Raw genomic sequence first — 12,821 nt, 5'->3', positions numbered from 1 at the left:
CGATGAAAACACTGGCCAAACTCCCCGTCACCATCGTTACCGGCTTCCTCGGCTCGGGCAAAACCACCTTGCTGCGGCACATGCTCGACAACGCTCAGGGCCGTCGCATTGCGGTGATCGTCAACGAGTTCGGCGAGCTGGGCATCGACGGCGAAATCCTCAAGCAGTGCTCCATCGGTTGCACTGAAGAGGAAGCCAACGGCCGCGTCTACGAACTGGCCAACGGCTGCCTGTGCTGCACCGTTCAGGAAGAGTTCTTCCCGGTGATGCGCGAACTGGTCGCCCGTCGCGGCGAGCTCGACCACATCCTCATCGAAACCTCGGGCCTGGCCCTGCCAAAACCGCTGGTACAAGCCTTCCAGTGGCCGGAAATCCGCAGCGCCTGCACCGTTGATGCGGTGATCACCGTGGTCGACAGCCCAGCGGTCGCCGCCGGCACCTTCGCGGCTTTCCCGGACCAGGTCGATGCCCAGCGCAAACTCGACCCGAACCTGGACCACGAATCGCCGCTGCACGAACTGTTCGCCGACCAACTGGCCAGCGCCGACCTGGTGATCCTCAACAAGGCCGACCTGATCAGCCCTGAAGACCTGGCTCGCGTGCGCCTGGAAGTCGCCGAAGAACTGCCGCCAGCAGTGAAAATCATCGAAGCCAGCAGCGGTCGCGTACCACTGGACGTGCTGATCGGCCTCGGCGCCGGTTCCGAAGAGCACATCGACAGCCGTCACAGCCACCACGACCATCACCATGAAGGCGAGGAAGATCACGACCACGACGCCTTCGATTCCATTTCGATTGACCTGCCGCAAGCCGACGAAAGCCTGCTGCTGGACGTGCTGACCCAACTGGTGGTCAAGCACGGCATCCTGCGGGTCAAAGGCTTCGCGGCAATTCCGAACAAGCCGATGCGCTTGCTGATCCAGGGCGTGGGCACACGTTTCGACAAGCACTTCGACCGGCAGTGGGGCGCCGACGAAGCGCGTACCACGCGCCTGGTGTTGATCGGTCAGGAGCTGGACGCCACTCTGCTTGAAGCGCAATTGCGCGCTGCGCTCAGCGTTTAAGCCATGCACCTGCTCAGGACCCAGCCCGGCGGTTTCGTGTCGGATGACAACATTGCCGACCTTGGACAAACCCCCGCCGAGCTGGTGATCCTGTGCAGCGGCGACTCCAGCCTGGCACTGCTCGCCGAGGCGGCGCAGCAGTTGCCCGACGATTACCCCAGCGTGCGCCTGGCCAATCCGATGCAGGTGCAGAATCACGCCTCGGTCGACCTGTATGTCGACGAAGTGCTGCGCCACGCCAAGGTGATTCTGATCTCGCTGCACGGCGGTATCGCCTATTGGCGTTACGGCGTCGAGCGTCTGGTGCAACTGTCGGAGCGTGGTGTGCAGCTGATTCTGGTGCCGGGCGATGACCGCCCGGACCCGGAACTCAGCGACCTGAGTACGGTGGACGCGCAAGACCGCGATCGGCTCTGGCAGTTTCTGCGTCAGGGCGGCATGAGCAATGCCCTGGATTTTTTCCGCTGCCTTGCCAATCGTTGGCTGGATCGCGACTACGCCTGGGCCGAGCCGCAAACCCTGCCGCGCACGGCGATCTACCACCCGCACAAAAGCCCCGCTGAACTGAAGGATTGGCAAGCCGACTGGCAGGCCGGTCAACCGGTGGCGGCGGTGCTGTTCTACCGCTCGCATTTGCAGGCGGCCAACACCGGTTTTATCGATGTTTTCTGCCAGCGTTTGCAGGCCGCGGGGCTGAACCCGTTGCCGATTGCTGTGGCCAGTCTGAAAGAGCCCGGCTGCCTGACGGTGGTCGAGGACTGGCTGGATGAAGTCGAGGCCGGCGTGATTCTCAACACCACCGGCTTCGCCCAATCCAGCCCCGAAGCGCCGCATTTGCGACCGTTTCGCCGCAACATCCCGGTGATCCAGGCGATCTGCGCCCAGGACAACGAGCCCGGATGGCGCGCCAGCGAACAAGGCCTCGGCCCGCGTGATCTGGCGATGCACATCGCGCTGCCGGAACTGGATGGGCGGATCATCAGCCGACCGATCAGCTTCAAAGACCTGGCCTGGCGCAGCGAGCGCAGCCAATCCGATGTGGTCTGCTATCGGCCTGCACCTGCGCGCATGGATTTTGTCGCTGAACTGGCGCGACGCTGGATCGATCTGGCGCGGGTGCCCAACGCTGAAAAACGCATCGCCCTGATCCTCGCCAACTACCCGACCCGCGACGGGCGCATCGGCAATGGTGTCGGCCTCGACACTCCAGCCGCGGCGCTGAACATCCTGCGTGCGCTGCATAAAGAAGGTTATCCGCTACCCGCCGAATTGCCCGACACAGGCACCGCGTTGATCCAGCAATTACTCGGTGGCGTCAGCAACGACCTCGACACCCTCGACCAGCGCCCGTGTATGCAAAGCCTCGCGCTGGACGACTACAACCTGATGTTCAGCGCCTTGCCCGAATCCAATCGCCAAGCCGTGCTGGAACGTTGGGGCTCGCCCGAAAACGATCCGATGTTCCGTGGCGGGCGGATGATGATCGCCGGGCTGCGCTTTGGCCTGACCTTCGTCGGCATTCAACCGGCGCGGGGTTATCAGGTCGATCCGAGCGCGGTGTATCACGACCCGGACCTGGTGCCGCCTCACGGTTACCTGGCGTTCTATTTCTGGTTGCGTAACACCTACGGCGCCCACGGCGTGATCCACGTCGGCAAGCACGGCAACCTCGAATGGTTGCCGGGCAAAGGCGTCGGTCTGTCCGAGCATTGTTGGCCGGATGCGCTGCTTGGACCGCTGCCGAACATCTATCCGTTCATCGTCAACGATCCGGGCGAGGGCGCCCAGGCCAAGCGCCGCACGCAGGCGGTGATCATCGATCACCTGATGCCGCCGCTGACCCGCGCCGAAACGTACGGCCCGTTGCGCAACCTCGAACTACTCGCCGACGAGTATTACGAAGCGCAATTGCTCGATCCGCGCCGTGCCCGGGAATTGCAGCGCGACATCCTGCAACTGGTGCGCGAGACGCAGATCGACCGCGAACTGCAACTGGACGAAAAACTCGACAGTGATGCCGATGCGGCGATCTGGCTGCCGCGTCTGGACACCTATTTGTGCGACCTGAAAGAGTCGCAGATCCGCGACGGCCTGCATGTGTTTGGCGAGTCGCCGACCGGGCGCTTGCGCATCGATACCTTGCTGGCGTTGTTGCGCATTCCGCGGGGCGATGGGCGCGGTGCGCAATCGAGTCTGCTGCGGGCCTTGGCCAAGGCGTTCTCGTTGGGCTTCGATCCGCTGGATTGCGCGCTCGCCGAACCTTGGACCGGGCCACGTCCGATTGAACTGCAAACCCTCACCGATGAAGCCTGGCGCACAGCCGGTGATACCCGTGAACGCCTGGAACTGTTCGCCGCTCAACTGATCTCGCAGACGTTGAATACCGAGGTCGAGCCCGGCCCCTGTGGGAGCGGGCTTGCTCGCGAACGCGGAGTGTCAGTCGACATTGATTTGCCTGATCCACCGCTTTCGCGAGCAAGCCCGCTCCCACAGGAGGCGGGTTGGACCGAAGTGAGCGCCATCATCGACAGTCTGCGCGAAGTTGTCGCGCCACGGCTGGACGCCTGCGGCCCGGCGGAAATGCGCGGTCTGCTCGATGCCCTCAGCGGCCGCTTCGTGCCGGCCGGCCCCAGCGGTGCGCCGAGTCGCGGACGGCTTGACGTGCTGCCGACCGGGCGCAACTTCTACTCGGTGGACGTGCGTAACCTGCCGACCACCACCGCGTGGCGTATCGGTTTCCAGTCGGCCAACCTGATTCTTGAGCGACACCTGCAAGACCACGGCGATCACCTGCGTCAGCTCGGCTTGTCGGTGTGGGGCACTGCGACCATGCGCACCGGCGGCGACGACATTGCCCAGGCCATGGCGTTGATGGGCGTGCGCCCGGTCTGGGCCACGGGCAGTCAGCGGGTCGACGACTTCGAGATTCTGCCGCTGAGTCTGCTGGACCGTCCGCGTGTGGACGTGACCTTGCGCGTCTCCGGATTCTTCCGCGATGCCTTTGCTAATTTGATCCGTCTGTTCGACGCCGCCGTGCAAGCGGTCGCCGCGCTCGATGAGCCAGACGACCTCAACCCCCTGGCCGCCAAGGTGCGTGCCGAGCGCGAAGCGTTAATGCAATCGGGGCTGGATGAAGACGCGGCCAAGCGTCAGGCCGGTTGGAGAATTTTCGGCGCCAAACCCGGGGCTTACGGCGCGGGCGTGCAGGGCGCCATCGATGGTCGTCTGTGGCAAAGCCGTGACGATCTGGCCGAGGTTTATCTGAACTGGGGCGGCTACGCTTATGGCGGTTCTGACGAAGGCACTGCGGCGCGAGAACAGTTCGCTCAGCGCCTGAGCCAGGTGCAGGCGGTGCTGCAAAACCAGGACAACCGTGAGCACGACTTGCTCGATTCCAACGATTATTACCAGTTCCAGGGCGGCATGCTCGCCGCCGTGGAAAGCCTCAGTGGTGAAGCGGCGGCCAGTTACCATGGCGATCACAGTCAGCCGGATCTGCCGAAGATCCGCACGTTGAAGGAAGAGCTGAACCGGGTGATTCGCTCGCGGGCAGCCAATCCGAAGTGGATCGACGGCGTGAAGCGCCACGGCTATAAAGGCGCGTTTGAACTGGCGGCGACGGTCGATAACCTGTTTGCCTTCGACGCTACAACGCAGTTGATCGACGATCACCAGTACGCATTACTGGCGGATGCCTATTTGCTGGATTCGGCGACCCGGGATTTTGTTCGTGAGCATAATCCGCATGCGTTGCGCGACATGACCGAGCGGATGCTTGAGGCGCAACAGCGGGGGATGTGGAAGGCGCCGGGCGAGTATCGCGAGGCGTTGGAGAATTTGTTGCTGGACATCGAAGAAGACAGCTAATGCGCCGCAGAATCCTGTGGGAGCGAGCCTGCTCGCGATATCGGTCGACCAATCAATATTGATGTCGATTGATCCACCGCTATCGCGAGCAGGCTCACTCCCGCAAGGTACAAAGTGTGCCTGCTACCGACCATGACCGAGTATTTAAGATGACTGACACCCCCCATTTCCCGCTCTCCGCCGTGGTCGGCGCCGACGATCTCAAACTCGCCCTCTACCTGACCGCCATCGACCCGAAAATCGGCGGCGTACTCATCGAAGGCCCCCGCGGCATGGCCAAGTCAACGCTGGCCCGTGGCCTGGCGGACTTGCTCGCCAGCGGCCAATTCGTCACCTTGCCGCTCGGCGCCACCGAAGAACGGCTGGTCGGCACCCTCGACCTGGACGCCGCCCTGAGCGAGGGGCGCGCACAGTTTTCCCCCGGTGTACTGGCCAAGGCTGACGGCGGCGTGCTCTACGTTGATGAAGTCAACCTGCTGCCCGATCACCTGGTGGACCTGCTGCTGGATGTGGCCGCCAGCGGCACCAACCTGATCGAGCGGGACGGCATTTCCCATCGGCATTCGGCGAAGTTCGTGCTGATCGGCACCATGAACCCGGAAGAGGGTGAGCTGCGTCCGCAACTGCTCGACCGCTTTGGCCTGAACGTCGCCCTCAGTGGTCACACTGCACCGACCGAACGCGGCCAGATCATCCGGCGCCGGCTGGATTTCGACAGCGATCCCCACAGCTTCTGCGCCGAATGGGAAGGCCAGCAGCAGTCGCTGCGCGAACGTTGCCAGAAAGCACGCAGCGCACTGGCCAGCATCCCACTCGACGATCATGCGCTGGCGCAGATTACCGAGCGCTGCTTTGCTGCCGGTGTCGACGGCTTGCGGGCCGACCTGGTCTGGTTGCGTGCCGCGCGTGCCCACGCGGCATGGCGTGGGGTGAATGCAATCGCCTTGGAAGACATCGACGCCGTCGCCGAGTTTGCCTTGCGCCATCGCCGCCGCGAGCCATCGCCACCAGCGCCGCAACAGAGCCAGCCGCCCTCTACGCAAAATGCCAACCCGAGCGAAGGCCAGGGCCAATGGGGTGAAATGCCCGCTCAAGCGCTCCCGGTCGGCGCACGACGTGACGTGCCGAGCTGGCCAAAAAAGCCCTAGGCATTCGCCCTCGATTTGACGCGGGGGCGAATGCCAGACCCCGCGCCGGACGACTGGATAACGGCAAACAGGGTAAACGTCACGCGGCACGCAGCGGCTCGATCAATTGGCCCGGCACCTTGCTGAACGGCCGTCCGCGTCAACGCGACGATGTGTTGTTTCACCTGCGCACCCGCTCGCCCCACGAACTGTGGCTGGTGATCGTCGACGCCTCGGCTTCGACGCGTCGCCATCAGGCGTTGAGCGATGCCAAGGGCTTGCTCGCGCAACTGTTCGACGATGCCTATCGCCAGCGTGCACGCCTGGCGTTGCTTACGGCCAGTGGTCATGTGCCGAAATGGCAAGTGCAAGGGTTGAAAGCCTCCGCGGGTTTGCGCGACTGGCTTGATGGGCTGGGAGCGGGCGGGGGTACGCCGTTGCTGGCCGCGCTGGGTGAAGCGCGGCGTTGGCTGGCGGTCAGGCAAAAGCGTTTTCCGGCGGAACGGCAGCGCTTGTTGCTGGTGACCGATGGCCGATTGAAGGACTGGTCGATGTTGCCGGCGCTTGATTGTCCGGGGCTGCTGATCGACATCGAACGGGGGCCGATTCGGCTTGGACGGTCTAAAGTCTTGGCTACCGAGTTGCAGGCCGAGTATCGACATATCGATGATATGGAGTGAGCCGAAAAAATCACAGGAGTGAGTCATGCGCGTTCTAGCCGCCAACCTTCAGGACGATTTCCGCGTCAAAGCCTACGCCGGCACCAATGGCGTGCTGTTGGCTATGGACCTGGCCGAACACCGGCGCAAAGGCCTCTTGGGTTTCGCCATCGAAAAGCAGCAAGGCCCAAAGCCCTGGCTGTTCCTGTTCAACAGCCTGACCTTCCCCGGCAAGGTGCATACCTTTCCCCAGTTTCACGCCACCCCCAGCGATATTGCGCCATTACAGAAATTTCGCTGGGCCGATTACGCGGTCAATCCGGGGATGACGATCCATTACCGAATCCACCTGGCCTACGGCAGCGTTGATGCGCCGCAACTGGGTGAGTTCCTGGAAGTGACGGTCACCTCCGACAATGGGCAGCCGAATAATCAAAGCGTGATCTTCAATCGCGCAGTCGCGGCCAGTCAGGCGTTCCAGCGCAAGTTTCCCGAGCTCGACGCGCTGATCAGCGCCAACAAGAACCTGCCCATCGAAGCCTGGCCGGATATCCCGCGGCAATGGTTGGAAAACGGTTTGCTCGGACATTTGCTGGGGTTTATCGAGCGTGCGGTGGATGACCAGTGGGCGCTGGACATTGCCATTTACGAGTATGAATTGCAGGCCATTGTCGATGCGGTCAATGCCGCGTTCGAACGTGGGGTAAACGTTCGCGTGCTTTATCACGCCCAGCCGGGCGATGAAGACACCACCATGAACGAGGCCAGCCTGGAAAAAATCCCGGCAGAGAACAAGCGCGGGCGAGTCACCCATAACATCTTCCACAACAAGTTCATGGTGCTGAGCCGGCTCGACGCGGCAGGGCAGCGTCAGCCGGAAGCGGTGCTGTGCGGCAGCACCAATTTCACGCCCAACGGCGTTTACCGCCAGGCCAACGTGGTGCATGTGCTGGACGACACGCGCATCAGCGCCAGCTATCTGCACACCTTCGAGCAGGTCTGGGCTCACCCGGCGGATGTCGATGCCACCCGAAACTGGCTCACGCAAAACAACCCGATGGATTCGCTGCAACCGATGTTCGCCGGCTTCTCACCCCGCTCGGGCCAAGGGGATCTGCAAGCGTTTGTCGAGATCATCAACGCGGCGAAAAAAGACGTGCTGTTCGTCACCGCATTCGCTTTGCCCGACGACATCCTGAACGCCTTGCTCGGCTTGCCCCACGACGACATTTTGCGTTACGGCCTGCAAAACACCGCCAGCCGTATCACCGGTTTCCACGCCGACCGTACCGCCGAATTCGCCGCCACCGCGCTGCTCAACACCGGGCTGGAAGGCTGGCTTCGAGAGAACATGAAAGGCCAGAAGGGCAACCTGCTGGTGCACACCAAAGCCGTGGTGACGGACTTCACCAGCGATGCGCCGACGATCATCAGCGGCAGCCACAACCTCAGTGCCGCGGCCAGCAATGGCAATGACGAAAACTACCTGATCATTCGCGGTGATACCGATCTGGCAGACCGTTATGGTCTTGAACTGCTGCGGTTCTACGAGCATTACCGCTTTCGCTACTTCGCCCGGAAACTCGCGCTCAAGCAGGTCCAGCCGTTGGCGGCGGATGACAGCTGGACCGATGACTATTACCTCGACGGGGATTTGCGCCAGCTATCCAGATTGCGTTTCTCCGGACGGTAAACACCCCCCTTGTGGGAGCGGGCTTGCTCGCGAAGGCGGCCTTACAGTCAACAATAATGTTGTCTGGCACTCCGCTTTCGCGAGCAAGCCCGCTCCCACATTGGATCACTTCATTCCCATCGCCTGCCGATACTGGCGAGTCCGCCGGGCGATGTACACGCGGTCGAGAATCAACGCCCATAGCGCCGATACGTCGGGACGGGTCTTGCGCCCACGGCTCAGGCGATTGAGCTGGAATTTCACGACGGCCATGCTCGCCAGTGCTGCCAAAGGTTTGCGTTTCCAGCGAATCGGCGGCAGTTGCGGGTGACTGTTCTGACCTTCGCGCCAGCGTTTGACCAGTTGAGGTTCAATCGCCAGTGCTGTGCCGATTCCAGCCATGGCGATGCCGCTGTCGAGCACCTGTTCGACGATCGCCAGGCGTCGAATCCCGCCGGTCACCATCACCGGCATGTTCGCCACACTGGCCAGCTCACCGGCCATTTCCAGAAAGTACGCTTCACGCGCCAGGGTCCGACCATCCCGGGCCTCGCCTTGCATGGCCGGGGCTTCGTAGCTGCCGCCGGAGAGTTCCAGCAGATCGATCGATTGGTCATTGAACCACTGAATCACTTGCCGGGCATCGTCGGCATCGAAGCCGCCGCGCTGGAAATCCGCGGAGTTGAGCTTCACCGCCACGCAAAACTGCGGCGATACAGATTTGCGCACGGCGCTGACCACCGCCAACAACAAGCGCGCGCGATTTTCCAGAGAACCACCCCAACGGTCGGTTCGGCGGTTGGTCAAGGGCGAGAGGAACTGGCTGATCAGATAACCGTGCGCAGCATGAATCTGCACCCCGGTGAAACCGGCCTTTTCCGCCAGGGCCGCGCTGGTGGCGAAGCGTTGGATGACGTCTTCGATGTCGTGCTCGCTCATGGGCTTGGGCTCGGCAAACATCTTCGAGAATGCGCCCAGGTCCAGCGCCACTGCCGAAGGCGCCAACGCTTGCTGGCCGAGGTTGGCCATGGTCTGACGGCCAGGATGATTGAGCTGCATCCAGAACTGCGCGCCACCAGCCCGACCGATGCTGGCCCACTGGCGAAAGCGTTCAAGGTGCCGCTCATCTTCGAGCACCACGCCACCGGGGCCGGTCATGGCGCGGCGGTCGATCATCACGTTGCCGGTCAGCAACAGGCCGGTTTCGCCTTCGGCCCACGCCTGATACAGCCGGAACAAGGCCTCTGCAGGTGCCTGCCCGCTGTCAGCGAGGTTCTCTTCCATCGCAGCTTTGGCGATGCGGTTGCCGATGGTCTGGCCGTTGGGCAAATTCAACGCTTGGAAGGGCGACATACTTGACTCCTCATCAGTGATGAGTAAAGGCTAAGCTTAAAGTTAACTTTAATGTCAAGCAGGCAAATGAGGCTGAGATGAAGATTGGTGAATTGGCGCAGTTAAGCGGATTGAACGCGTCGCGCATTCGGTTTTACGAGGCTCAGGGTTTGATTCGGCAGGTGGAACGCCGGGCCAACGGTTACCGGCATTACCCCGACCAAGCGTTGCAAACCCTGAAAATCATCCTTTGCGCCCAGCAGGCCGGGTTCAGCCTGGAAGAGTTGAAACAGTTGTTACCGGACAGTGCGACCGGTGAGTTCAAGCAAGACGAATTGCTCGCGGGTCTTACGCGCAAAGTCGAACAGATCGAAGAGATGCAGCTGCACCTGGCGCAGAGCAAGGCGCAGCTGTTGGAGGTGATCGACAACATTCAGGCGCGACCCGAGGGCATGGGCTGCGAAGCGAATGCCCAGCGGGTATTGGCGTCGTTCAAGCCTTAGCGCCGAGGGCTGCAGTCGAGGGGGCAGGGATCGGATTGCGCATCAGCGTGCCCACCACCAGCGCACCCAGTAATGCCAACAACCCCGCGACCCACAGCAACAGACTGAAACCACCGACAAAGGCTTGCCGGGCCAACGGTTCGACCACCGTGCGCGCGGTTTCCGGCAACAGGCCCATCGCCGCCGTCATGTCTCCGGCCACCACCCGCGAGGCGATGCCCTGGGTTTGGCCGAGCCATTGCGCACCTTGTGCCGTCAGGCTCGTACGCAACAACAGCTCCGTATGACTGGACAGCAACGCGCCGAACACGCCGATGGCCAGTACGATTGCGCTGAAGCGCATGGTGGTGCTCATGCCTGAAGCCATGCCGGTGCGCTCCCGTGGCACGCAGGCCATGATGTTCTTTTGCGTATCACCGTTGAGCAGCCCGGCACCGGCGCCGGTCACGGCAATCGCCAGGGCGAAGGGCAGGTAACCGCCGCTGCTCACCGCCCAGGCGCTGAGCAGATTGCCGCTGCCGACCAGGGTCAAACCGGCGGCCATCAACGTGGCGGGGGTAAATCGACTCGCCAGACGTACGCCGATGCGCGGGCAAATCAGCATGGTCAGGGCAAACGGCAACATTCCCAGACCTGAAGCGATGGCCGAGAAACCCAGGCCGTTTTGCAGGTAGAACGGCAGCAGGGTCATCATCACCTGGGCGCAACCGGCGTAGGCAAACATGCCCAATAGTGCGCCGATGAAGCGCGGATGCTTGAACAGTTGCAGGTCGACCATCGGCCGCCGCTGCATCCGTTCAATCACCACGAACAGCCCCAGCAAAAAGGCGCCACCGATCAGCCGAGCGTAGGTCAGCGGGTTGCTCCAGCCAATCCGGTTCGCCTCGATCAGGCCCCAGATCAGGCACAGCAAACTCGCACTGAACGCCAGGCTGCCCCAGGGGTCGAGGCGTGCAGACTGAGTGTCGCGGGACTCCGGCACGGCGCGCCAGACCATCACTATCAGGAACAATCCGACGGGCAGGTTCAGGTAGAAAATCCAGCGCCAGCCCATGTATTCGGTGATCAGCCCGCCGACCGTCGGCGCGGCGGTCATCGCCACCCCCATGCACGCGCCCCAGAACGCCCAGGCCTTGGCCCGTTCCACTTCATCGTGAAACGTGTGGCCAATGGAGGCGAGGGCCGAAGTCAGCAGCAAGGCCGCGCCGACACCCTTGATTGCCCGGGCGATGTCGAGGAACAGTGCAGTGGGCGCGGCACCGCAACCGATGGACGCGAGGATGAAAATGGCCAGCCCGCAGAGCAAGGTTTTCTGCCGGCCGAAGCGGTCGGCGATGCTGCCAGCCGGCAACAACAGAGCGGCGAAGGCCAGCATGTAAGCGCTGACCACCCATTCGATGTCGGCAAAGTTTGCGCCCAGGTCGCGGGCGATCGTAGGCAGGGTGACGGCGACAATGTTGGTGTCGAGGACGATCAGCGAGCAAACGCCTGAGGCTGTGAGTAATGTCAGGCGCGGGCTCACCTTGGGTTTGACGGGCATGGCAGCGTTTCTCTACTGTAAAAGTCGGTGCAGCTTATCGCCGGTCGCTACTTTCCTTGTTAGGTACGCCTTGTCACTTCATTACCTTTGAGCTAACGCAACGATGGATATTCGCCATTTTCGCTATTTCCTCGCCGTTGCCCGGCAAGGCAACTTCACCCGCGCCGCCGAACAACTCGGTATCGCACCGCCGACCTTGACCCGACAGATCCAGGACATGGAGAACGAACTCGGCACGCGATTGTTCGTGCGCCAGACACGTGAAGTCAGCCTGACCGAGGCCGGCGCCGCGCTGTTGATCGAAGCCGAGGCGACGGTGCGGCAATTCGAATACGCTCAGTACAACGCCCAGCGTGCCGGGCGCGGGGATATTGGCCATATCGAACTGGGTTACGTGGCGTCGGCGGTGTATTCGGGCTTGCTGCAGAAACAGGTGCAAGCCTTCAGCCGCGAGTGTCCTGACGTCAGCCTGAACGTACGGGAAAGTCCCATGGCGTCATTGCCGATGATGGTGGTCGAGGGGCGTTTCGATATTGGCTATGTCCGCTCACCCATGACCCTGCCTGAAGGCCTGGAAGCCATTCGCCTGGACGCAGAAGGCTTTGTGCTGGCGCTGCCGACCGAGTCCTGGCTGTGCCGCCTGCCAGAGATTGGTCCGGAACATTTGCAGAACGAGACGTTCATCCTGCCGGAGCAAATCAGCGGCACCTTGCAAGTCGCCGCCGAGGGCGGATTCGCGCCGAAACTGGGGGCGCAACCGGGTGGGTTGGTGGCGGTCATTGCATTGGTGTCGTTGGGGCAGGGCGTTGCAGTTGTGCCCGAATCAGTGGTGGGTCATGTGGGTTTGCCCGGCGTGGTGTACCGGGCAATCAAAGGTTGCGAGGCGAGTTCGTGGTTGTCGTTGATTTATCGGCGATTCGAGAAGTCCGCGGCGGTAATCCGGTACATCGAACAGGTCAAAAATCGCTAAGCGCAAACGCTTCGCGAGCAGGCTCGCTCCCACAATTGACCGAGTTACCCAAACAGACACGGTTATCTGTGTGCGAGTCTGCTCGCG

At 62.2% G+C, this 12,821-nt stretch carries 9 protein-coding genes; 7 read left to right on the top strand and 2 right to left on the bottom strand.

The genetic code is table 11. The features are described 5' to 3' along the window. Positions 1-2: 2 nt before the first annotated feature. The 5 genes from cobW (at position 3) to KW848_RS13550 (ending at position 8,410) form a co-directional block, all read left to right on the top strand. Positions 3-1,064 carry a cobalamin biosynthesis protein CobW gene (cobW, locus tag KW848_RS13570; protein WP_218537142.1) on the top strand — a complete coding sequence of 354 codons (1,062 nt, stop codon included), beginning with the start codon at positions 3-5 and terminating at the stop codon, positions 1,062-1,064. A 3-nt stretch (positions 1,065-1,067) separates the two neighbouring features. Next, on the top strand, positions 1,068-4,931 hold the full coding sequence (gene cobN, locus KW848_RS13565) for a cobaltochelatase subunit CobN (protein WP_218537141.1): 3,864 nt from the start codon (positions 1,068-1,070) through the stop codon (positions 4,929-4,931). A 149-nt stretch (positions 4,932-5,080) separates the two neighbouring features. Then, positions 5,081-6,079, top strand: a complete 999-nt coding sequence (locus tag KW848_RS13560) for an ATP-binding protein (protein ID WP_218537140.1) — start codon at positions 5,081-5,083, stop codon at positions 6,077-6,079. A 2-nt stretch (positions 6,080-6,081) separates the two neighbouring features. Then, entirely contained in the window at positions 6,082-6,738 is a 657-nt protein-coding gene (locus KW848_RS13555; RefSeq protein WP_309140070.1) for a VWA domain-containing protein, read from the top strand. Positions 6,739-6,763: 25 nt separating this feature from the next. Then, positions 6,764-8,410: a phospholipase D-like domain-containing protein gene (locus KW848_RS13550; protein ID WP_218537139.1), complete on the top strand. Its 1,647-nt coding sequence runs from the start codon at positions 6,764-6,766 to the stop codon at positions 8,408-8,410. Between the two features lie 105 nt (positions 8,411-8,515). Here the strand turns inward: KW848_RS13550 and KW848_RS13545 are convergent, their stop codons facing one another. Continuing rightward, the gene (locus KW848_RS13545; protein ID WP_218537138.1) at positions 8,516-9,742 is read right to left on the bottom strand and encodes an NADH:flavin oxidoreductase/NADH oxidase family protein; all 1,227 of its coding nucleotides are present in this window, start codon (positions 9,740-9,742) and stop codon (positions 8,516-8,518) included. Positions 9,743-9,819: 77 nt separating this feature from the next. On the opposite strand from KW848_RS13545, the gene KW848_RS13540 reads away from it, so the two are divergent. Next, positions 9,820-10,224 carry a MerR family transcriptional regulator gene (locus KW848_RS13540; protein WP_192407978.1) on the top strand — a complete coding sequence of 135 codons (405 nt, stop codon included), beginning with the start codon at positions 9,820-9,822 and terminating at the stop codon, positions 10,222-10,224. On the opposite strand, the gene KW848_RS13535 is transcribed toward KW848_RS13540, so the two are convergent. Continuing rightward, positions 10,214-11,764, bottom strand: coding sequence for an MFS transporter (locus KW848_RS13535; RefSeq protein WP_218537137.1), 1,551 nt, complete (start codon positions 11,762-11,764; stop codon positions 10,214-10,216). The genes KW848_RS13540 and KW848_RS13535 overlap by 11 nt on opposite strands. Before the next feature lie 103 nt (positions 11,765-11,867). Between KW848_RS13535 and KW848_RS13530 the strand changes: the two genes are divergently transcribed. Beyond that, positions 11,868-12,734 carry a LysR family transcriptional regulator gene (locus tag KW848_RS13530; protein WP_008150958.1) on the top strand — a complete coding sequence of 289 codons (867 nt, stop codon included), beginning with the start codon at positions 11,868-11,870 and terminating at the stop codon, positions 12,732-12,734. Positions 12,735-12,821 lie beyond the last annotated feature (87 nt).

The organism is Pseudomonas sp. PDM25, from assembly GCF_019219045.1.
Lineage (GTDB): Bacteria > Pseudomonadota > Gammaproteobacteria > Pseudomonadales > Pseudomonadaceae > Aquipseudomonas.
This window is presented reverse-complemented; position numbering and strand designations above follow the sequence as displayed.